At 69.4% G+C, this 20,377-nt stretch carries 19 protein-coding genes and 1 pseudogene; 8 read left to right on the top strand and 12 right to left on the bottom strand.

Annotated features, from left to right (window positions below):
• Positions 1-2 precede the first annotated feature (2 nt).
• From AMK10_RS31310 to AMK10_RS37530, 4 genes are all read left to right on the top strand, one after another.
• Positions 3-1,412, top strand: a complete 1,410-nt coding sequence (locus AMK10_RS31310) for an aldehyde dehydrogenase family protein (RefSeq protein WP_073752188.1) — start codon at positions 3-5, stop codon at positions 1,410-1,412.
• Complete coding sequence (locus AMK10_RS31305) at positions 1,409-2,515, top strand: NAD(P)-dependent alcohol dehydrogenase (protein ID WP_073752186.1); 1,107 nt, start codon at positions 1,409-1,411, stop codon at positions 2,513-2,515. The genes AMK10_RS31310 and AMK10_RS31305 overlap by 4 nt, the downstream gene beginning before the upstream one ends.
• Positions 2,512-3,498 carry a class I SAM-dependent methyltransferase gene (locus tag AMK10_RS31300; protein ID WP_079180943.1) on the top strand — a complete coding sequence of 329 codons (987 nt, stop codon included), beginning with the start codon at positions 2,512-2,514 and terminating at the stop codon, positions 3,496-3,498. Before AMK10_RS31305 ends, AMK10_RS31300 begins: the two co-directional genes overlap by 4 nt.
• Before the next feature lie 258 nt (positions 3,499-3,756).
• Positions 3,757-3,894 (top strand): hypothetical protein, encoded by a 138-nt coding sequence (locus AMK10_RS37530; RefSeq protein WP_158070913.1) that lies wholly within the window; start codon positions 3,757-3,759, stop codon positions 3,892-3,894.
• 32 nt (positions 3,895-3,926) lie between these two features.
• Here AMK10_RS37530 and AMK10_RS31295 read toward each other — a convergent pair whose 3' ends face one another.
• Together AMK10_RS31295 and AMK10_RS31290 are read right to left on the bottom strand one after the other, a co-directional pair.
• Positions 3,927-4,112 (bottom strand): hypothetical protein, encoded by a 186-nt coding sequence (locus tag AMK10_RS31295; protein ID WP_073752184.1) that lies wholly within the window; start codon positions 4,110-4,112, stop codon positions 3,927-3,929.
• A gap of 33 nt (positions 4,113-4,145) precedes the next feature.
• A complete protein-coding gene (locus tag AMK10_RS31290; RefSeq protein WP_073752182.1) occupies positions 4,146-4,547 on the bottom strand; it encodes a peptidase inhibitor family I36 protein in 402 nt (133 codons plus the stop codon).
• 284 nt (positions 4,548-4,831) lie between these two features.
• On the opposite strand from AMK10_RS31290, the gene AMK10_RS31285 reads away from it, so the two are divergent.
• Entirely contained in the window at positions 4,832-8,956 is a 4,125-nt protein-coding gene (locus AMK10_RS31285; protein WP_143194998.1) for a GDSL-type esterase/lipase family protein, read from the top strand.
• A gap of 754 nt (positions 8,957-9,710) precedes the next feature.
• Positions 9,711-11,144: a carotenoid oxygenase family protein gene (locus tag AMK10_RS31280; RefSeq protein ID WP_073752178.1), complete on the top strand. Its 1,434-nt coding sequence runs from the start codon at positions 9,711-9,713 to the stop codon at positions 11,142-11,144.
• Between the two features lie 330 nt (positions 11,145-11,474).
• Here the strand turns inward: AMK10_RS31280 and AMK10_RS31275 are convergent, their stop codons facing one another.
• The 7 genes and pseudogenes from AMK10_RS31275 to AMK10_RS31245 form a co-directional block, all read right to left on the bottom strand.
• Positions 11,475-12,044, bottom strand: a complete 570-nt coding sequence (locus tag AMK10_RS31275) for a hypothetical protein (protein WP_143194997.1) — start codon at positions 12,042-12,044, stop codon at positions 11,475-11,477.
• A gap of 279 nt (positions 12,045-12,323) precedes the next feature.
• Positions 12,324-12,467: pseudogene (locus AMK10_RS37840) on the bottom strand (IS5/IS1182 family transposase); the annotation flags it as partial.
• Positions 12,468-12,576: 109 nt separating this feature from the next.
• A complete protein-coding gene (locus tag AMK10_RS31265) occupies positions 12,577-13,200 on the bottom strand; it encodes a hypothetical protein (RefSeq protein WP_073752174.1) in 624 nt (207 codons plus the stop codon).
• Positions 13,201-13,334: 134 nt separating this feature from the next.
• Positions 13,335-13,823 (bottom strand): hypothetical protein, encoded by a 489-nt coding sequence (locus AMK10_RS36790; protein WP_143194996.1) that lies wholly within the window; start codon positions 13,821-13,823, stop codon positions 13,335-13,337.
• Positions 13,824-14,036: 213 nt separating this feature from the next.
• A complete protein-coding gene (locus tag AMK10_RS31255; protein ID WP_073752171.1) occupies positions 14,037-14,612 on the bottom strand; it encodes a GNAT family N-acetyltransferase in 576 nt (191 codons plus the stop codon).
• A 117-nt stretch (positions 14,613-14,729) separates the two neighbouring features.
• On the bottom strand, positions 14,730-16,523 hold the full coding sequence (locus AMK10_RS31250) for an SMI1/KNR4 family protein (RefSeq protein WP_073752169.1): 1,794 nt from the start codon (positions 16,521-16,523) through the stop codon (positions 14,730-14,732).
• 183 nt (positions 16,524-16,706) lie between these two features.
• Entirely contained in the window at positions 16,707-17,165 is a 459-nt protein-coding gene (locus tag AMK10_RS31245) for a peptidoglycan-binding domain-containing protein (protein WP_079180940.1), read from the bottom strand.
• A gap of 575 nt (positions 17,166-17,740) precedes the next feature.
• On the opposite strand from AMK10_RS31245, the gene AMK10_RS31240 reads away from it, so the two are divergent.
• Positions 17,741-18,208 (top strand): NUDIX hydrolase, encoded by a 468-nt coding sequence (locus AMK10_RS31240; RefSeq protein WP_073752167.1) that lies wholly within the window; start codon positions 17,741-17,743, stop codon positions 18,206-18,208.
• 118 nt (positions 18,209-18,326) lie between these two features.
• On the opposite strand, the gene AMK10_RS31235 is transcribed toward AMK10_RS31240, so the two are convergent.
• Entirely contained in the window at positions 18,327-18,689 is a 363-nt protein-coding gene (locus tag AMK10_RS31235) for a winged helix-turn-helix transcriptional regulator (protein WP_073752165.1), read from the bottom strand.
• A gap of 83 nt (positions 18,690-18,772) precedes the next feature.
• On the opposite strand from AMK10_RS31235, the gene AMK10_RS31230 reads away from it, so the two are divergent.
• On the top strand, positions 18,773-19,681 hold the full coding sequence (locus tag AMK10_RS31230; RefSeq protein ID WP_073752163.1) for an NAD(P)-dependent oxidoreductase: 909 nt from the start codon (positions 18,773-18,775) through the stop codon (positions 19,679-19,681).
• A 219-nt stretch (positions 19,682-19,900) separates the two neighbouring features.
• On the opposite strand, the gene AMK10_RS31225 is transcribed toward AMK10_RS31230, so the two are convergent.
• Complete coding sequence (locus tag AMK10_RS31225) at positions 19,901-20,086, bottom strand: hypothetical protein (RefSeq protein WP_073752161.1); 186 nt, start codon at positions 20,084-20,086, stop codon at positions 19,901-19,903.
• Positions 20,083-20,373: a hypothetical protein gene (locus AMK10_RS31220; protein ID WP_073752159.1), complete on the bottom strand. Its 291-nt coding sequence runs from the start codon at positions 20,371-20,373 to the stop codon at positions 20,083-20,085. Before AMK10_RS31220 ends, AMK10_RS31225 begins: the two co-directional genes overlap by 4 nt.
• Positions 20,374-20,377 lie beyond the last annotated feature (4 nt).

Below are 20,377 nucleotides of genomic sequence, written 5' to 3'. Positions count from 1 at the left end.
GGATGCCGACACCCGAAGTGGACCGCGCCCTCGAACACCGCGCCTCACGCCTCGCCGTCATCGACCCGGCCACCGGGGAGACCTTCGACGAGACACCTGACCAGCGGCCGGACGAGCTGGACGACGCGATCGACCGGGCCCGGCGCGCCTGGACCGGATGGCGCGCCGATCCGGCCGCCCGCGCCACCGGACTGAACGCCGCCGCCGACGCCGTGGAGACCGCCCGGGACGACCTCGCTCCGCTGCTTACCCGGGAACAGGGCAAACCCCTCGCCGAGTCGTACGCCGAGGTCGCCCGTACGGCGGCCCGGCTGCGGTACTTCGCCGATCTGGCCCCCCGTACCCGCCGGATCGACGACGGCCGGCCCGTGCACAGCGAGATCCGCTGGCGCCCTCTCGGCCCTGTTGCCGCGATCGTGCCGTGGAACTTTCCCCTTCAGCTCGCGTCGGCCAAGTTCGCTCCCGCACTCGCGGCCGGCAACACCGTGGTTCTCAAACCGTCCCCCTACACGCCCCTCGCCACCCGACTGCTCGGTGCCGTCCTCGCCACGGCTCTCCCTGAGGACGTCCTGACCGTCGTCACCGGGCGGGAACCCCTCGGTGCCCACCTCGCCTCCCATCCGGCTTTCCGCCACGTCACCTTCACCGGCTCGGTGCCGACCGGACGGGCCGTCGCCGGTGCCGCGGCGGCCTCCCTCGCCCGTGTCACCCTCGAACTGGGCGGCAACGATGCGGCCGTCCTCCTGGACGACGTCGACGTGGACCGGATCGCGGATCGGCTGTTCTGGGCCGCCTTCCGCAACTGCGGGCAGGTCTGCATGGCGGTCAAACGCGTCTATGCGCCGGCCCGCCTCCACGCCGAGGTCGTCGAGGCCCTCGCGCACCGCGCGAAGACCGTCGTCGTCGGACCCGGCCTGGACCCGGACACCCGGCTCGGGCCGGTCAACAACGCCCCCCAGCTGGCCCGGGTCGAGCGGGTCACACAACAGGCCCTGGCCGCCGGCGCCCGGGCGGCGACCGGCGGTCACCGGCTCGACGGGCCGGGCTACTTCTTCGCACCCACGATCCTCACGGACGTCCCGCGCGACACCCCGGTGGTGACCGAGGAGCAGTTCGGACCGGTTCTGCCGGTACTGCCGTACCGAGACCTCGACCAGGCCGTCGAGGAGGCCAACAGCACCGGCTTCGGGCTGGGCGGCTCCGTCTGGGGCACCGATCTCGACCGGGCGGCGGCGACAGCCGACCGGCTCGAATGCGGCACCGCCTGGATCAACCACCACGCCGAACTCTCCCTCGCCCAGCCCTTCGCAGGCGTCAAGGACAGCGGGGTCGGTGTCGCCGGCGGACCGTGGGGTCTCTACGGCAACCTCCGTCCGTTCGTCGTGCACCGGCCGCGGGAGGAAGAGCGATGAGGTTCCGAGCCGCCGTGCTGCGCTCCTACGGGTCCCCGTTCGCGGTCGAGGAGGTCGTCCTGAGGACAGGCCCGGCCGCAGGTGAGATCCTCGTGAAGATCGCGGGGTGCGGAGTGTGCCGGACCGATCTCGCGGTCCGGCGATCAGCCGGCCGCACCCCTCTGCCGGCCGTCCTCGGCCACGAGGGGACCGGAGTCGTGGTGGCGTCGGGCGACAGCCCCGACAGTGCGATCGGCGTCGGCGACCACGTCGTGCTGAGCTTCGATTCCTGCGGAGGCTGCCGGAACTGCCGTGGCGCGGCCCCCGCCTACTGCGACTCCTTCGCCTCACTCAACCTCTTCGGGGGACGCGAGGCGGACGCTTCTCGGCTCACCGACGCCACCGGGGGAGCGGTGGCCTCCAGGTGGTTCGGCCAGTCCTCCTTCGCCGAGTACGCCCTCGTCCCGGCGCGCAACGCCGTCCGGGTCGACCCCGCCCTGCCGCTCGAACTGCTCGGTCCGCTCGGCTGCGGCGCCCTCACCGGCGCCGGAGCCGTACTGAACACCTTCCGTGCCGGTCCCGGTGACACCCTCGTCGTACTCGGCGCGGGAGCGGTGGGCCTGACCGCGGTCATGGCAGCCACCTCCGCCGGAGTACGGACCGTGGCCGTCGACCGGCATCAGGGGCGCCTGGACCTGGCCGAGCGGTACGGTGCGGTCCCGCTGTCCGCCGCGACGGCCGGACTGGCCGAACGCATCCGCCGGCACACCGACGGCGGCGCACAGTACGCCCTGGACACCACGGCCTCCGCCCCGCTCATCAACGACGCGCTCCGCGCGCTGCGCCCCACCGGCATCCTCGGGCTCGTGGCACGTCTGCACTCGGCCCTGCCGCTCGAACCGGGCACGCTCGACAGAGGCCGCAGCATCCGGCACATCTGCGAGGGGGATGCCGTACCCGAACTGCTCATACCCCGGCTGATCGGTCTGTGGCAGGCCGGCCGCTTCCCCTTCGACCAACTGATCCGCACCTACCCGCTGGCCGACATCAACGAGGCCGAACGCGACTGTGACGCCGGACGCGTGATCAAGCCCGTCCTGCTGCCGGAAAGAAGAGAACGATGAGTGAATCGTCCACCACCGAAGCCCCCCGCCACCCCAGCAGCGAACCCTCCCAGTTCTTCGCTCCCACCGAAGAGGACAGGACCGCCACAGAGACGCGGCCGAGCGGCGCGGAAGGCGTGGACGCAGGCGTGGGACTGACCGCCCTCCTGGTCGCCGCCGCACGGGCGATCGAGACCCGCCGCCCCGACAGCCTGGCCCAGGACGTGTACGCGGAACACTTCGTACGCGCGGCCCCCGCCTGCGCGGACTGGCCGGTGAGCATCCAGCAGGTACCGGACGGGGACGACAACCAGTTGTGGGGGAGGTTCGCCCGCTACTTCGGCCTGCGGACCGCAGTCCTCGACGATTTCCTCCAGCGATCGGTCGGTACGGGCGTCCGGCAAGTGGTCCTGCTGGGAGCGGGACTGGACACCCGGGCCTTCCGGCTGGACCTGCCGTCCGACTGCGCCGTCTTCGAGATCGACCAGGCGGGCGTGCTGGCCTTCAAGCAGCAGGTGCTCAATGACCTCTCGGCCGCCCCGAGGGCGAAGCGGGTCCAGGTACCGGTCGACCTCCGCGACGACTGGGTCACCGCGCTGACCTCCGCAGGCTTCGATCCGGCCGCACCGAGCTTCTGGCTGGCCGAAGGACTGCTCTTCTACCTGCCGGGACCCGCCGAGACGTATCTCATCGACACGGTTGACCGGCTCACCACCGGGGGCAGCGCCCTGGCCTTCGAGGCCAAGCTGGAGAAGGATCTGCTGGCATACCGCGACAGCCCGATCTACGTGGCGACGCGGGAACAGATCGGCATCGATCTGCTCGATCTCTTCGACAGAGGGCCGCGCCCCGACTCCGCGGGTGACCTGACGGCGAAGGGCTGGTCCACCTCGATGCACACGCCCTTCGAATTCACCACTCTGCGGGGACGTGGCCCCCTTCCCGAGCCGAACGACGCGCTGGAGGGGAACCGGTGGGTGTTCGCGCACAAGCCCCGCCCCTGACGTCCACCCGCGACGACGTCCGCACAGGCCCGGCGCCGCGGTGACCTCACCCGGGCCGACGCCCGCGCGCACGTGGGGGAGCCGGGTGTCGGTGTCGGCTTGCGGCGTTCAGTGACGGCTCGCGCCGCCACTGAACGCCGCATGTCCGGGCTGTGCCGGACGGCCAACCAGCCGGTCAGCCGGAATTTCGCCCATGACCGGGGCCCAGCAGTCCTCGATGCCCATGGCCCACGCGGTCACGGCGACGTTCCGATCCCCGTGAGCATCAGACAGGAGACCGGTCCCGCGCCCCCGGCCGAGATGCTGAAGTCCAGCAGGAAGAAGTACCACCTCGCCCTGGCGCTGCTGCCGGACGACATCGTCCGTTCTGACGGACCGGCAGGGGGACGGCGATGAGCCGCCGAGGCTTTCTGCCAGGGATCTGTGCGTCAACCATGGGAACGTCCCAACCGCGCCGCCAGGTCCGCATCGAGTTCGAGCTCGACGACGCCACCGCCGTCCAGCGGCTGTCCGGTCACGGCCGGCGCCGGGACCCGCTCGGTTTCGGGATGACCGAGATCGCGGTGCTCGTCACGCCGGTGGTCCGGCCGACCCTCGACCAAGCCGCCGGACACGCCACGGACCACCTCTGCTCACGAGCTGTCCGCTCAGGGGCAGTAGAACTGGACGGTGGTCAGTTTGTCGTTGGCGTACTGGCCGGCCCAGTCGCCCCTGGCGCCGTACTGGTGGGTCGGTGTGAAGTCCAGGTCCGAGTAGTGGGCCGGGTCGTCGACGAACTTCACCTGGCAGGTGGAGTTGTTCAGCCAGGAGGAAACCTGGTTGTTGGCCAGGTCCCCGTTCAGGAAGTGGACGCTGTAGAGGTTGACGTTGCCGGAGGCCGGAGTGATGACCGCCTTGGAGCCCGTACCCCCGCCGTGCTGGTAGAGACAGAGCGCCCAGCCCGGGCAGTCGGCGTACGGCGGGTTGGCCGCGGAGGCCGGGGCCGCAGCTGACAGGAGCGCGGCACCGACAGCGACGCCTGTCGCGAGAGCCGCCTTCAACGACTTCATTCCCACTGAACCCATCCCCATGGAACACCGCCTTCCGAGCCGCCGGCGCGGCCCGCTCACGACCACGCGGAACGACGCTCCGCGATCTTCACGAGAGATCCTAACCGTGTGTTCCGTATGCGCCCGACGCACCGTCAGTAATGCGCCAGTCTTGGGGTGTTGGGCTCACGCCCCAAGATCACCTTTGTAGTCTCTCGCTGTTGCCCACCGCATCCCATGGGCAGAAAGCCGCATCCTGCGGCTTCGGAGACGCCGCACCCAGCGGACCCAGAGAAGAGACCCCCGTGTCCCTGCAATCCCTTCACACACCGGACCGCGCCACCCGGCGCAGACCCGGTCCCAGACCCCGGCGCACGCTCGTGCAGCTGCTCTGCACCGCGTTGCTCGCCTCCCTTGTCACGCTGGTCGCACCCACCTCGGCGCAGGCAGCCGAAGACGTCACCGAGGCGTCCATCACGTTCAACACCCAGGGCGGCACGCGCTGGGACGTCGTCAGGTCGTCCCTGCTCAAGGCCGCCGACGTGATCGCTCTCCAGGAGACCGTGAAGCCACCGAGCGACTTCACGGGTGAGCAGGTGCTGCTCGACAACAGCACCGACACCACGCAGACCCCGACCGGACTGCCCAGCCTCAAGTACCGCGTCAGTGCGGCTCGCTGGGGCAAGCCCGGAACGCGTTCCGCCCCCGGCGTCCTGATCTACCTGAAGATCCTGGACAAGACGGCCTGGGGCCAGACCGACGGAACCGAAGACGACCCCGACACCGGTACCGAGGGCAACACCCAGAAGTCCATGGCGATCTGGCTGAAGGACGCCCCCGACGACCTCGGTACCCTCGCCCCGCGCATCCGCGTGCTGCCTGCCGCGGATCCCGGCAACAAGTGGATCAGGACCCGCCCCGCTTTCGGCGTACAGCTGGGCGCCACCTGGTACTTCAACATCCACGCCGCCTCGATCCGGTCCGGCGAGACCCCCAATCCGCACGCCGTCGCCCTGGTCAACACCATCTCCCAGACCATGGCCGGGCAGCGCTGGCGGGCCCTGGGCGACTTCAACAGTTCCGCAGCACCCACCCGCGGCCGGTTTCCGAACACCTACTACGCCACCCAGAACGGCCGCCCCGACGGCACTCCCGCCACCACCCAGCTCTCCGGCTTCGCACTGGACTACATGATCGCCAGTGACCGGTTGGAGAACCTCTCCGTGTCCCTCAACGGCCGCAACGGCACCTCCGACCACTGGCCGGTGAGGTTCGCCCCCGCCGGCGGGCCCACGTGCGGCGACAGCTGGGGCAGCGTCACCGTCTACAACCTGGCGGCCCGTGCCCTCCGCGCGGCGGGCGACGACACCTGCGGCCCGTCTCCAGCCGTGGTCTCCATGGGCGACAGCTACATCTCCGGCGAGGGCGGACGCTGGGCGGGAAACGCGGCCGCCTCGGCGGCAGGCTCGGCCTGGGGCACCGACCGGGCAGCGGTGAACTGCAATGCCGACGAGAGCGCGTGTGACCACGACGTGTCCCGGATCTACGGCGACACCGGGTACGACCGCGGCACCGACGCCTGCGACAGGTCCGACTCCGCCGAGATCCGGGGCCTCGAACTGGAGGGTGTACCGCTGGAGCGGCGCTTCAACATCTCCTGCTCGGGCGCCACCACCGACAACGTCACCACGACCGGGTTCAAGGGGCAGCGGCCCCAGGTCGACGACCTCCGCGACATCGCGCAGAACAACGAAGTGCGCATGGTGGTGCTGTCCGTCGGCGGCAACGACCTGAAGTTCTCCGACATCCTCCAGGACTGCGTCAAGGCCTACTTCTACCCGTCGTTGTTCAACAAGGGCTGCCGGGGCGCCAAGGAGAAGGAGTTCGCCGAGAGCCTCGACCCGGTACGGGCCAAGGTCGTACAGGCCGTCGAGGCGATCCGAACGGTCCTCCGCGAGGCGGGGCAGGACGACGGCACGTACCAGATCGTGCTCCAGTCCTACGCCAACCCGCTGCCCCTGGGCCGCAACTACCGCGACGCGGAGAACGCTCCCGTGCCGCCCGCCAACTACGGCCGCTACATCAACGGCGGCTGCCCCTTCCTGGACGCCGACAGCGACTGGGCGCACACCTCCGTGGTGCCCCGGATCAGCGCCATGCTGCGCGGTGCGGCCAACGAGGCGGCAGTCTCCTTCCTCGACCTGCAGAGTGCGTTCGCCGGGCATGAACTGTGCAGCACGACAACGCGGCAGGCCGACTCGAGTCACCGCCTGTCGGCCCCGCTGGGTGCCGAGCATGCCGAGTGGGTGCGCTGGGTCCCGTACCTGTTCGACGGGTTGAAGGACCTGCCGTGGCACTCCCAGGGCAACCAGCAGGAGGCGATCCACCCGAACCGCTACGGACAGCAGGCGCTCGCCGCCTGCCTGACGAAGATCGCCGCTCAGCTCGGCGACCAGCCGGTGGCCTCCTCCTGTGTCGGCCGGCCGTCCGCTCCGCCCGGCGCCGTGGAGGGTTCGGTGGGCGAGCCGGGCCAGGATCTCGGGCGTGGCAATCGCCGCGGGCCCGTGGCCGGGCTGCCCGACTGGAGCCGGGCCGGGTACCGCGGAGGTGAACTGCTGCCGTCCGCCGCCGCCCGCAACCCCGACGCGGCCTGCCACTTCGGCCCCTCCGCACTGGAGTCGCAGTTCCAGGTGAAGGCCGACGACGGGCAGGACGACACGGCGGGCCTCCAGAAGGCCATCGACCGGATCCGCGACGACTGCTCCGCGCATGCGAGTCCCGGCCGTCTGTCGGTGATCGAGCTGCCCAAGGGCGTGCTCAACGTCAGCAAGCAGCTCTCCGTGGACGCTTCCTACCTGCTCGTACGAGGCCAGGGCTCGGACCCGGCGAACGGGTCACGGATCGTCTTCCGTCCCGACGAGAACACGCGGTACGACGTCCTCACCGCCAAGGGCGAGCGCTGGGACCAGACCGGCACGGTGCACAAGTGCGAGTTCACCACCGGCAACAATGTCGGCACCGGCGGCTGGATCTGGCCTGGCCGCGGCCTCTTCCGGGTCCAGACCAGGGAGGCCGCCGAGAAGTACGCCAGTATCTGCGGCTTCCCGTCCAAGATCCCGGAGAACCGGCGTGACCTCTTCGAGGGGTCGATCAACCAGCACTGGGAGTCTGGGGTCGCCGTGGGCGGGTCCTCCGGCGACGCCAACTACTCCGCGCGCCAGGGTGACCGGGTCGTCCAGCTGAACGCCAAGGCGGCGATGGACGGCTTCAAACCGGGCGGTGACCTCTGGGTGGGCGCCGCCAACAGCCTGAAGTTCTACCAGTCCCAGGAGATCGCGGGCGTCACCGCGGACGACGGCCGTCTGGAGAACCTGCACATGCGCCAGCAGGTGTTCACCATCACCGCCGTGGACACCGCGAAGCGCACCGTCACCCTCGACAAGCCGCTGGAGTTCGACCTCCCGGTGGACTCGACCTCCGACGGCTCGCCGCCACTGGGGGTGAGCGGCAAGGCGTACGTCAGCAAGGTCACCGCGCTGAAGATGATCACCGATGTGGGCTTCGAGGACTTCTCCTTCACCGAGGACCTGAACGGCCTTCCGAAGCTTCTCGGCGGCACGTACCAGCTCGACCCCGCCCAGGCGGTGCACAACTACGGCAACATGGCCCCCGAGTACGCCATGCACGGCATCGTCTTCAAGTGGGCCCGCGACTCCTGGGTGCGGGGGGTGCGCGCCGACATGGTCGGCTCGCACCCCGTCGTCACCGAAGTGGCCCGGAACATCCAGATCGAGCGGAACGTCTTCGACGGCTCCTGGAACAAGGGCAAGGGCGGCAACGGCTACCTGCGGGGATCACGGGTCTGGGACTCCCTGTACGCCTCCAACACCAGCCGCAATCTGCGGCATTTCACCTTCCAGTGGTCGGCTTCGGGCAACGTCGCGATCGGCAACGACTTCGACTCCGACCTCAATCTGCACGGCGGCTGGGAACGCCGGAACCTGTTCGAGAACAACACTGTGCGCGTGCCGTACAACCACTCCTCGGGCGAGTGCGACACCAACTGCGGCGGCGAGGGCGGCGCCGGCGACGACGGCACCTGGTGGCCGATCTACTGGGCCGCCGGCAGCAAGGGCATCGGCTGGTCGGGTTCCACCGGCCCGCAGAACGTCTTCTTCCACAACACCCTGGCCAAACAACGCGTCCCCGGAGGCCCGTACGAGCCCTACCACCCCTACGGCGACACCTCCAGGCTGTACCAGTTCGGCTCCGCCGCAGGTGACGCGAGCACATTCCAGCATCTGAGGAGTGGTGGTCCGATCCTGGACTGGGCCACGAACGAGGGTCTGGACTACTCCCACGGAGACGGAGTCAACGCCTCCCGGACGGACTCCAGCCCTTCGCTGTTCCTGCGCGACTACAGCTCCTGACCCGTGGCGCCCCGGACCTCCGCCCCGATCCTGCATCCGTACGGTGGGCAGGGGCTGGTCCGGGGCGTCTCCCGGGTCTGGAACCCGGCTGGTAGTTGATCTTGTGGTGGGTCGTGGAGGGCCGTCAGGTGCGGTGTGGTCGCGGATCGGCGCAACACCGTCGCCGTGGCCCTCACCAATGCACCGGCCAGCCTGCCCTGCCCCTCCCGCGCCGCCGGACGCGCCCCGCAAGTCAAGCGGGGCCATGGCCGAGTCCTCCGGCAGCAGCTCACCGCGACATCCGGGTCCTCGTGCGCGTACTTCAGGGTGCACGCCGACGGGCGGATCTTTCCAGGGTGAGGATGGAAGCCGTCCGTGAAAGGGGTGCCAGTGTCCCGGAAGGCCCATCGGCTGCCCGACCGCACAGGTTCCGGACGCCCTGGGTGAGAGCCTGCCCTCGACGCTCCGGCTCAGCGGCGACGAATCCTGTCTCACCGCCGTGTCGGTCCGTGCGGAGTCCGTGCCTGCTGAGAACTGGCCGGGATGTCGTACCGGATCGCCGGGTTCACCTGGCAGCTTCCGGAGGCCGGCGTCGGGCGCCCGACGCGCACGATGCCGCTCCTCCATGGTGATGCCGATCAGCCCCACCCGCATCCTCTGGCCCCGCACCTGGAACCCTCCCTGCCACACTTTGCAGCGGGTCCGACGGAGCTATTGAATGGGGAGAATCAGGCGGCACACACACGACTCGCATCGCCCGTCGAGGGAGGCCGTGATGGCCACGCACGCTCCGCAGACATTCGATCCCACGCGCGTACCCCACCTCTCCGGCCAGTTCGCTCCGGTCACGGCGGAAGTGGACGAGACCGGGCTCGAGGTGAGGGGGGAGCTGCCGGCGGAGCTGGACGGGCTGTTCCTGCGCAATGGGCCCAACCCCCGTTTCAGTCCGATCGGTTCGTACCTCTATCCGATCGACGGCGACGGCATGCTGCACGGGGTGTGGATGTCCGGCGGGCAGGCCCGCTACCGCAACCGCTTCGTGCGTACCCCCGCGGTGGTCGCGGAGGAGCGGGCCGGGCGCGCCCTGTGGGGCGGACTGGAATCGATGATCACCCCGCAGGTCCCGGACGTGGAACCGGCGCTGGCCGGCACCTTCCGGGATCTGCCGGACATCAACGTGGTGCGTCACGCGGGGCGCCTGCTCGCGCTCGCCGAGTCGGGGTGCCCGTTCCTGATGACTCCTGAGCTGGAGACTGCGGGCAAGGAGACGTTCGGCGGCGCACTGCCCGCGGGGATCACCGCCCACCCGAAGATCGATCCGCTCACTGGTGAGATGGCGGTCTTCTGCTACGCCCTGGAGCAGCCCTTCCTCACCTGGTCCCTCATCGGGCCCGCAGGCGACGTGGTGCGCGGGCCCACCGCTGTCGAGGGACTCGACGCTCCGATGATGATCCACGACATGGCTCTGACCTCGCGTTTCCTGGTGTTGGTGCTCGCGCCCGTCTTCTTCGATCTCGACGCGGCGATGAGTGGTGGGTCCCTGATCGACTGGCGTCCGGAACGGGGCACGCGCGTGGCACTGATCCCTCGCGACGGAGGCCGGGTGCGCTGGGCATCCGACGATGCCTTCTGGCTGTGGCACACGGTCAACGCGTACGACACCGAGCCCGACGACGGCGATGTCGTGCTCGAGTACGTGCAGTGGTCACACCTCTCCATGGGCTCGGCGGACAAGTCGTCCGGAACCAACCCCGGAGGGCTGGTCCGCGCGGTCGTGGACCCGGCCGCCGGCACCATGCGCCGCACCTTGCTGGACGACGCACGCATGGAACTGCCGCGCACCGACGACCGGTTGATCGGCCAGCGGCATCAGCAGTTGGCGGTGGCCTCGCAGGCCGGGGAGGTGGACCTGCTGCCGGGTGAGTACAACGCCCTGCGCTGGTACGACGGGAGGGACGCCGACGGCGTCAGCGTGATGTGGGATGCGGGGGACCTGTCGGTCGGCGAGCCTGTGTTCGCCCCGTCACCCGGCTCCCCGGGCGGCGAGAGCGGCTACTGGATGACGTACGCTACCGACCGCACCGACGCGAGCAGCTGGCTGCTGGTGATCCCGTCCGAGGATCCTGGCTCCGGCCCGGTCGCACGGGTGCGGATTCCGGTGCGGGTCCCGCTGGGGCTGCACGGGAACTGGCTGCCCACCGAGGAGTGAATCGGTCCGAGCTGGGTGTGGCCCATCCGGGTGGGCCGATGCCTTACCCAGCTCGACTGGGTCGCGTCGGTGGACACCAGGCGTTCGAACTGTGCGCTGAGCAGGGACCACTGCCACCGGTGGCACGACTGTGATCCGCGATCCGCTGCCATGCGCGACGCACGGAGGTGCAAGCCGGCTTCGTTGACTTCCCCTGTCAGCGGCACCACCACAACGCGCAGGTCCACGATCCGTGCCTTGAACTGAAGGTGCCGCAACAACCGCGACGGCTCCCCGAGTGCTGCCGGATTCCCTGCTCGCCGGCGGCGGCTTCACGGCATCACCCCTGTGTCAGTTCGAGGTCCCGCACTTTTCCACGGTCGTCATGGTCACAGCGGGGCCGGTCAGGGGCCCCGGTGCGAGCCTCTCGATCGGGTCAGCATTCTGCAATGTGACGCGCACCAGGGCGCCGTCCGGATACCTGCGCCAAGTCCGCCCCGCAGCGTCGGTGATCGTGATGTCCGAGATGTACGCGGCCGACAGTTTTCCGTCGGGTGCCTGAACGAATTCCTCATCAATTCTGGAGACATCTCTGGGTAACTCGAGTCGCGTACAGGGAGGAAGCGTGCCCATGCGAATTCCTGCGTAGTCATCCTTGTTCAGTCCCAGCCACGCCGTTGCCGGGTCAAGTGACCGGTTGACGACCACGATCTTGTCTCCCTCGATGCACACCACGATCTTGGAGACCTGACTCCGTGCCTCTTCCTGCTGCTCGGCGGCCGATTGGTTCAGTTGGTCGTCGGCCACCTGAGCAGATTTCCAGGAACTCCAAGCCGTCAGCCACAGTCCCAGGGCAGCGATCACGGCAGCCGCTACGGCGGTGTGCTTTGCCCAGTCGGCAGCCCGGTACCAGCCGAGCACTCGACGGAAGAAACTGGTCGAGGCAACAGGCGCTGCTGCACGACGCCGTGAGAGTGAGGACTGTTGAGGTACTGGCGGTCTGGGCCCACCGGTACGTACTCGAAGCCGCGGTCGGCGGTGTGCCACAGGTCTCCTCCTGCGCGTCACAGGTAGCAGGGGCCGAGAGGGACGGACGCAAGAGCCTTCCGACTGAATCCTGAACTACCCATTTCCATGCTTGACCGTGCATGAAGGTCTGGTCGACTCATGGAACTCCGTACGTGACACGGTCGGGCTCCCCTTTGACTGCTCACCGACGGTGTGATCTCGGGTGGGCACCAGGGTGCCGCCGATGATCAGCACCGGCTTGTACGCGAACCGCGCACGGGACTGGAGGGCGAGCATCGGTCCGAGGTTGTCGATGATCCGGCCCGCGGCCGACTTGAAGGAATCAGCCCGGAGTACGGGGCTACCCAGGAAGATTCCGACGCCGTGATCACGCCAGCCAATCCAAGATCTTCCCACGGGTGTGATCAGCGGTTCGGCCCACCTCTCAGCTACCGCTCAGCGGTGATTTCCACGCGGGGTCATGTCGGGATCTCCTCGAAAGGTGCGCCAGCAGATGCTCTGCCGCGAGGGAGGCGCCGTGTTGCGGCGCGCCGATTGCAGTCAGGGCGGCGATCAGCCGCGCCGATGCTGCGTCCGGCACATCCGGGTCGGTGAGGAGGGGAAGCAGCACCAGGAAGCGGAGGGCCGTGTCCTGGACGCCTTCGTCCGCAAGGGACGGGCAGTCAGCGATCCGGATCAGTTCGCACCATGTAAGTCCAGTGCCCGAGAAATCTCCGTCCCGGCTGGCGACCTGCTCGGGGAAACGTGCGCTTGGATGAGTGATGAGGTAGTCGGTGCCGTAATCGCCATCCAGATTGCGGTAGATCATCACGACTCCGGGGCCGTCTCCTGCCGGCATCCTGAACACTGGCCAGTGCTCAGGATCGAAGAGGACCTCGGACAGGGCATCGACATCGGCGCCGTCCTCACCGAACCACTCCGGAACCGGGCGCTCGACACACCCCCCGTCGCTGCACATCGCCAGGAGATGGTTCGACCAGAAGCCGGGCTGGGCCAGCAGTGACTCGCCCGGCACCAACGGGCCGATGTCGTATTCCTTGATCAGCATCTCTCGATCCTGTCACCAGCCACTGACACGGTCCGATACGGGCTCGGAGATCCGGTCGGCAGAGCGCGGCGCAACCGCGCTGGGCGCCATGCCGATCACAGGGAGGGGCGCACAGGTGCAGCAGCCCTCCTTGTTCACGGGCCTGGCCGTTCCGTTCCCCCGGCGAGGGTGAGGCCCGCTTCGTCCGTCAGTTGCCGGACGACCGGGTTCAGGGCGAGCGCTGGATGTCTGGCGACGAGACCGCCCAGCTCCCGCTGGATGAAGTCGCGTCCGGCGTCGGTGAATTCGGCGGTGGGACATGTGATCTCGGCCTGGGTGTAGGTGGGTGAGAGCACGAGGTCGTCCCCACGGTGCTTGAGCCGAATGCGCTCATCGTTCTCCGTGAAGCCGACCTGGACGCGTTCCGTGCCCGTCCGGGCGAACTCCATGACGTAAAGAACGGTGTAGAAGGCGTCGAAGAGCGGGGTCCAGCCCCACGGCGGGCTGATGTCCGTCGTCCCGTGCTCGATCCGCCAGGCACCGAGGAAGCAGTACCACCGCAGGTCGCGAGAGGACACGCTCGTCAGGTCCAGCCGGGGCTCATGCCCTTGGGGCCCGTACCAGGCATCTTTCTCGAACGTCATCCGCACAGCCGGTCTCCTTGCCTCGCCGACGGGAAGGCGCGCAACGGCAGGCCTCGCATACCTACCCGTCCCGCGTTCATGTGTCCAGCTCTGCCCTGCGCCGTCCGTCGGCCCCGGTCAGCGGCGGTGACGTACTGCAGGCGGCCGGCGGCACCGGTGAAGTGATGGCGGCCTCACCACTGGCCGTCTCGCCGTCGGGGCGCCGGGGCCGGTCTATGGGCGCAGGTCGAGCCGCAGGAGAACGCGGGGGTGCCCGGCCAGAACCGAGGTGGTGTCGGCTGCGTGGACGAACCCGGCGCGCTCGAAGTTCTTGCGGATTCCGGCGTAGGCCATCGTCGCGTCGACCTTGGCACCACCGTTGTCGAGCGGGTACGCCTCGATCGCCGGTGCGCCGTGGTCGCGGGCGAACTCGACCGCTCCGGCGATCAGGGCGTGCGAGACTCCCTTCTTGCGATGACCGGGACGTACGCGGATGCACCACAGCGACCAGACCGGCAGGTCGTCGACGTGCGGGATCCTGCGGCTGCGTGCGAAGGAGGTGTCCGAGCGCGGCGCGACGGCGGCCCAGCCGACGGGCTCTTCGCCGTCGTAGGCGAGCACCCCCGGCGGGGGCTCAGCACGGCACAGCTCGGCGACGTACTCCCCGCGAGCGGGTCCGTGGAGCTCGTTGTTGAGCTTGGACGGAATCCGGTAACTCAGGCACCAGCAGACATTGGCCCCTGGGGATTTCGGACCGACCAGGGTACGGACATCCTCGAAGACCGTGGCCGGCCGAACCGCGATGGTCATGCCACCAAGATGCCACAACGCGTGTTCGACCCCGACTTCAAACGCGCCGGCGGAAGCACGGCCTCCGGGCACTCCGGCACAGCGGTTGACGCCAAGCCGATGATCTCGGGCGGCCGGCTAGTCGGCCAGGTCCGCCGCCAGTTCGTCGCGCCAGTGCACGGACAGGCGCAGGCTCAGGATCGTCTCCGCCGCCGCGGGCAGGGGGAGCAGCAGGAACCGGCGCAGGGCCCCGGCCGCCGCGTCCCGTCCGTGCCACGCCGCGAGGTCGGCTGTGGTGACGGGCGCCGGGTCCGGCTGGTGGCGGGCCGCGTCGAGCAGCCCACGGACGGCCCGGGCCTCCGCCCGGATGGTCCGCATCCGCAGGTCGAGGGCCCCGTCGGCCGTCAGGTCCACCGGCTCGCCCCGCCCGGCCTGCTCCAGCGCCGGGGCGATCTCCGGGTAGCCGTCGATGGCGGTCTCCGACGCCAGCCGGGCGAGCTGCGACGCCATCGCGGAGCGCAACCGCTCCGGCTGGGTCCGCTCCACGATGGCACCGAGGTCGAAGTCGCGTACGACGGTGACCGGGTGCCGCGCCTCCGGCACCTCGTCGAGGACCGGCAGCAGCAGCGCGCTGGCCAGTGGTGCCGCTGCGTCGTCCGTCGGGTTCCAGCTGATGCCGTACTCCGCCGTCAGGCCTGCCAGCAGCCGCGCGTAGGCGGCCGTCGAGCCGGGCCAGGGATCGACGCCGATCCGCTGCCACTGCTGTCCGTCGCGTCCGAGTGCGGGCTGCCCGTCGGGGCCGGTCACGTAGTCCTCGCGCGGCGATTCGACGCGGTGGCCTGCCTCCGGCCGCTCCGTGCCGTCCTCCACGACGGTCACGCGCACCTCGTATCCCTGCTTCGCCAGCCGCACCACCCGGGTTCCGCGGGACAGCCGTCCCAGCACCTCGGGACGGCCGAACTGGGCGTCACCGCCCTCCTGAGTGGCGTACGACCACCCATCGCCGCAGGACCCGGCCCGGACCATCGGGCGGTGTGCGGCCCAGGGCGCGCCGGCGGACAACCGCGCCTGTTCCCGGCTGCGCGGCCCGACGGTCGCGGGCACGGAGCCCAGCCGGTCCAGCAGTTCCCCGGGGTCGATGCCCGCCACGAACACGACGTCCGGCTGCACGGGCGGTGCGGTTTCGGGTCCGAAGAGCCCGCTGCCCCCGAAGGCGATGACGGCGTACGCCCCGTCAGTCTGCGGGACGGGCGGGGCCGGCTCGGCCGCGGGGACCTGCGGCTCCGGGGCCCCGGCAGCGACATCCAGGGCGGAGACCGGATCGGCGACGACCGTCCTGCCGTCGTCCCAGATCAATCGGCCCTCGTGGGCCAGGGGTATCCGCCCGTCGAAGGACAGTCCGTTCTCCAGGGCCGTGGCGAAGTCGGAGAGGAGGTGCCGCAGTCCCGACCAAGAGGTGAAGGCCGAGCCCGTCTCGTCGAAGTACCGGCCGACCCGACCGTGGTGCGGGCCGGGGCGAGTGACCAGGAAGAGACCGTCGGAGGCCTGCCAGCCGATGCCCAGTGTGACCAGTAGCCGTTCGTGCGGCCAGTACGCGTACTCGTCGCGCTCCTCCTCGTTGAGTTCGGCCTCCTCCTCGGCAAGGTCCTTCCCGACGTCGCGCAGGAACTCGGTGCTCCGGACGATCTCCCCGACTCCGGACAGCGGTCCGTAGTAGTCGAGCCGGAGCGTTCCGTCCTGGAGCTCCACACCGTCGTGCCGCAGCAGCGACCCCCTCAGGTCGGGCGGGAAGGCCAACCCCAACCGGAGTTCGGCCGCCGCGATGTCCGGCAGGACGGCCGGCGGTCGCAGCAGTCCGAAGGTGACGGGAGCATGCCTCGCGAGCCAGCTCTCGATGCGGTCCCAGGACTCCTCGACGGTGAACGTGATCATGCCCCGAACCCTAGGCGCGGGCACTGACACCCGGCCGGCCGGGGCTGTCCGCAGTCCCCTCCCGCCCCGATCCCGTGATCACCGCCTCGGCGTCAACCGCCGGCGGGAGAGGGATCGATGCGGCTCCCGTTCCACGGCCGTGCTGAAGCGGCTCACTCCCGCTCCGCTCGGAGCGTCAGGTCGTCAGAGCCGACTGCATTCGTCGGAGCCCATGGCGGTGACCGGCTTGTAGTACCACGTGAGCGCGTTGCGCGTCTGCGGGCCGTAGCCGCCGTCCACCGAGATGCCCTCCCTCGCCTGGGCTCGCTTGAGCGCGTCACGTGTCCGCGGCCCGAAGTCCCCGTCCACATCCAACGATTCGCGATAGCACTTGTTGAGGGTCAGTTGCAGTGCCCTGACACCAGCTCCGGAGGATCCCTGCTGCATCGAGCAGTTGAGACTCAGGTAGGTGCCGTCGCTCCAGGCGGGGATGCGTGCCTCCCCGCGCCATTCGATGAAGCTCTTGGCGCTCGTGTACGTCGCGTTGCAGCCGCTCGCGGCCGCAGCCGGCCCGGCGGTGCCGACCACGGCGGCGCCGGACAGCAGGGCCACCCCTACGGCGAGAGCCGTCGCTCTGGTGCGGAGTGTGCGGTTGATGTCCATGAAGTCTCGTCCTGTCGTGTCATGCCGCGTGAAGCGGCGGCAGTTGATGGTCGGCACGGTGGCGGAACCGAAGCGGCGCGCCCTGGCGCGATATGCCGGAACGATCACTGCTGAGACGTAGCCGGCGGCAGATCAGCCAGGCTGCCTCTCTCCCCCCGGGCAGAGGGGACGACGAGAGGCCGCGGAGCGCACACTTCGTCGGTGTCTTTGGATCGCCCCAGGCGCAGTCGCAGCCGGGTGAAGCCAACTGTGGCCCGTCGGGCCATCGCCCGGCCACTTCCTTGCGGCTGAACGCAAAAGCTCAGTTCGAGGGGGAGAACAAGCTGCGCCGCCTCCCTGCCACCGTCCCGCCAAGCCAGCGGTCACGCGGAGCTGTGCTTCTACCTGGTCCGTGAGGTCTGTGCGGCTACGGCACGGCTTCCTGGGGCAGAGGCGCTTGAGCGATGCCGCGCCTTGGCCCTGGCCTGCATGGAGTGCCTCAGCCCTGTGTTGAATCGGGGAGGGGGATACACCAGGATTGGTGGGGCGTCGGGTGGGCCCGGCACGTTGTACAAGGTCCAGGTGGGAGTGCGAGGATGAGTTTTCGGTTGGCGGCGTATGCCGTGTGCATCGAGGACGGTCGGGTGCTGCTGGCCCGTCACATGCCACCGTCCGGCGAAAGCGTCTGGACTCTTCCGGGCGGCCGGGTCGAGCACGGCGAAGATCCGTTTGATGCGGTGATCCGGGAAGTCGCCGAGGAGACAGGCTGCACCGCGGTGGTGGATCGCCTGCTGGGCGTGGACTCACGGGTCATCCCTGTGGCCGAAGCGCGTGCGGGAGTCGAACATCAGAATGTCGGCATCTTCTACCGTGTCCACATCACGGGTGGACAGCTGCGGCCGGAGCCGAACGGTGAAGTCGCCGAGTCGGTCTGGACGGACCTGTCCGACGTCTCCGGCCTGCGCCGGTCATCGTTGGTCGACATCGGCCTCTCGCTGGCCCAGGCCCTGCCGGCAACAGGCCACGTGGCCCCAGTACCGGTCGACGGTCTGATCCAGCACTAGCAGTGCGTGCGGGGATGGTCCAACGAGCCGCAGGCGTCGGAGCGGCGCTGGGGGACCACCCCGTCCACGGGCGGGGACGGCTCCCGGCCCGTGGACAACGACCACACCGCAAGCCGTGTCAGGTCTCCGCTACGTCGACTACTTCGGAGCCTTCGCGACGCAGTCGCTGAGTCCCCCAGGCGCCGAGCGGCCCGAGTGCCTGGTTGAGCGTGCGCCCGTGCTCAGTGAGGGAGTACTCCACCCGTGGGGGGACCTCGGCATAGACCTCCCGGTGCACGAGTCCGTCCGCCTCCATCTCACGCAGGTGCTGCGTGAGCATCTTCTCGCTCACTCCCGGCAGACCGCGACGGAGCGCAGCGAAGCGGCGTACGCCATGGGCAGCAAGCTCCCAGAGGATCAGGCCCTTCCACTTGCCGCTCACCACGTCGAGCGCGGCGTCGATGCCGCAGATGTACGGCCCGCGTCTCGGCGCCTTGGCCATGGTTGATCCCCTTACGAGAAGGTAAGTACCGCAGTAATTAGTGGGTACTTCCGAGAGTAGGGCCGCTCTCCGAGCATGGAGGGGTGAACGAACAAGAGAACCCCACCACCAGGCAGAAAAGCGCTGTCACCGTGATCGGGCTCGGCCCGATGGGCCAGGCGATGACACGCACCCTCCTCACCGCCGGCCATCCGGTCACCGTCTGGAACCGCACCGCGAGCCGGGCCGCCGGCGTCGTCGCCGACGGAGCCGCACTGGCCGCGACGCCCAGGGAGGCGGTGGAAGCAGGTGACCTCGTGATCCTCAGCCTCACGGACTACCAGGCGATGTACGACATCCTTGACGGCGCTACCGACTCGCTCGCAGGCCGGACGCTGGTCAACCTGAGCTCTGACACTCCCGACCGCTCGCGCGAGGCAGCGACCTGGACGGCGGGCCACGGCGCGGCCTTCCTCACCGGAGGTGTCATGGTCCCGGCGCCGATGGTCGGCACAGAGGCAGCCCATGTTTACTACAGCGGCCCCGACGAGACGATGGAGAGCCACCTCGAGACGTTGACACTGCTCGGCACACCAAGGCATCTGGGCCAGGACCCGGGCCTCGCCCAGATGATGTATCAAGCCCAACTCGCACTGTTCCTCACCACCTTGTCCGGACTGATGCACGCCACCGCGATGCTGGGCGCCGCAGGAATGAAGGCCCAGGAGGCACTGCCGGAGCTGCTCTCATCCGCCGACTCGATCGGCGACATCATGAGGGCGGGTGAGGAGAACCCGGGCGCCGCGCTTGATGCGGGAGAACATCCCGGCGACCTCAGCACGGTCACCATGATGGGTGCGACGTCCGACCACATCGTCGAGACCAGCGCATCTCTCAGCCTCGACCTCGCGCTCCCACTGGCCGTGCAGGCCCACTACCGGCGCGCGATCAAGGACGGCCACGGCAGCGACAACTGGACTCGCATCATCGACAGCATCCGAGAACCGCGCTGACCAGACACGGGCCAGAAGCACGCGCCCAGGCGTGGCCGGTGACGGGTACCTACCCTGCGTCGACGGAAGGGGCGGAAGGGGTGTAAGCGAAAGAGCCATGAACTGCCCACCGTTCGATTCCGGGCCGTCCCCGCTGGAGCAGCCGAGCCCCGGCACCACGTGGAGAGACACTCCCGCTGACCACGTGGTTCGTGCTTGACGAGGTGATCCACGATTCTCTCAGCGGCCGCCGCACGGGTCGTCGGCGGCGGACACCGGCTCGGTGTCCGCCGCCAGGCAGGAGGAGTACACCCGCGGCGGGGCGGGCGGCGGCCCCGGTTCCGAACTGCCGCCCCCGGCCAGGACCGCCCAGGCGACGACGAGGGCAAGCCCGGCCGTGGCGGCGGCCCAGATGCGGCGGCTCACTGATCGCCGTGGAAGTGGTGACGGAGTTCGTCACTGCAGTCGTTCCTGTCACCGACTTGGACGCGCGAGAAGGTCAACACGGTGTCGTTGCCTTCATCCTTGGCCTTGGCCAACTCCGTCTCGATGTCCGCGATGCGCTCGGCGCACTCGGCGCTGACGGGCTCTTCGGGGTTCGGATCCGGTGATGAGGAGGCGTTCAGGCCTGCGGTGGCCGCGAGGCCCGCCCCGCACAGCAGCGCCGACGTAGCCACCCACGCCCGGTGGCTCATCCGTATCGTCTCAGGCATTCGG

Origin of the sequence: Streptomyces sp. CB02058 (assembly GCF_001905505.1) — a bacterium.
In the GTDB taxonomy this organism is placed as follows: domain Bacteria; phylum Actinomycetota; class Actinomycetes; order Streptomycetales; family Streptomycetaceae; genus Streptomyces.
Note: the sequence above shows the minus strand (reverse complement) of the source record. Positions and strands in the feature narration are given on the sequence as shown.

Excerpts from the sequence above, each read along its gene's own strand:
- AMK10_RS31255 (WP_073752171.1), bottom strand. The coding sequence starts at position 14,612 with ATGACCATCGCGGTTCGGCCGGCCACGGTCTTCGAGGATGTCCGTACC.
- AMK10_RS31290 (WP_073752182.1), bottom strand. The coding sequence starts at position 4,547 with ATGAAGTCGTTGAAGGCGGCTCTCGCGACAGGCGTCGCTGTCGGTGCC.
- AMK10_RS31305 (WP_073752186.1), top strand. The coding sequence starts at position 1,409 with ATGAGGTTCCGAGCCGCCGTGCTGCGCTCCTACGGGTCCCCGTTCGCG.
- AMK10_RS36790 (WP_143194996.1), bottom strand. The coding sequence starts at position 13,823 with ATGACGTTCGAGAAAGATGCCTGGTACGGGCCCCAAGGGCATGAGCCC.
- AMK10_RS31300 (WP_079180943.1), top strand. The coding sequence starts at position 2,512 with ATGAGTGAATCGTCCACCACCGAAGCCCCCCGCCACCCCAGCAGCGAA.
- AMK10_RS31220 (WP_073752159.1), bottom strand. The coding sequence starts at position 20,373 with ATGCCTGAGACGATACGGATGAGCCACCGGGCGTGGGTGGCTACGTCG.
- AMK10_RS31280 (WP_073752178.1), top strand. The coding sequence starts at position 9,711 with ATGGCCACGCACGCTCCGCAGACATTCGATCCCACGCGCGTACCCCAC.
- AMK10_RS31310 (WP_073752188.1), top strand. The coding sequence starts at position 3 with ATGCCGACACCCGAAGTGGACCGCGCCCTCGAACACCGCGCCTCACGC.
- AMK10_RS31245 (WP_079180940.1), bottom strand. The coding sequence starts at position 17,165 with ATGGACATCAACCGCACACTCCGCACCAGAGCGACGGCTCTCGCCGTA.
- AMK10_RS31240 (WP_073752167.1), top strand. The coding sequence starts at position 17,741 with ATGAGTTTTCGGTTGGCGGCGTATGCCGTGTGCATCGAGGACGGTCGG.
- AMK10_RS31265 (WP_073752174.1), bottom strand. The coding sequence starts at position 13,200 with ATGCTGATCAAGGAATACGACATCGGCCCGTTGGTGCCGGGCGAGTCA.
- AMK10_RS31250 (WP_073752169.1), bottom strand. The coding sequence starts at position 16,523 with ATGATCACGTTCACCGTCGAGGAGTCCTGGGACCGCATCGAGAGCTGG.
- AMK10_RS31235 (WP_073752165.1), bottom strand. The coding sequence starts at position 18,689 with ATGGCCAAGGCGCCGAGACGCGGGCCGTACATCTGCGGCATCGACGCC.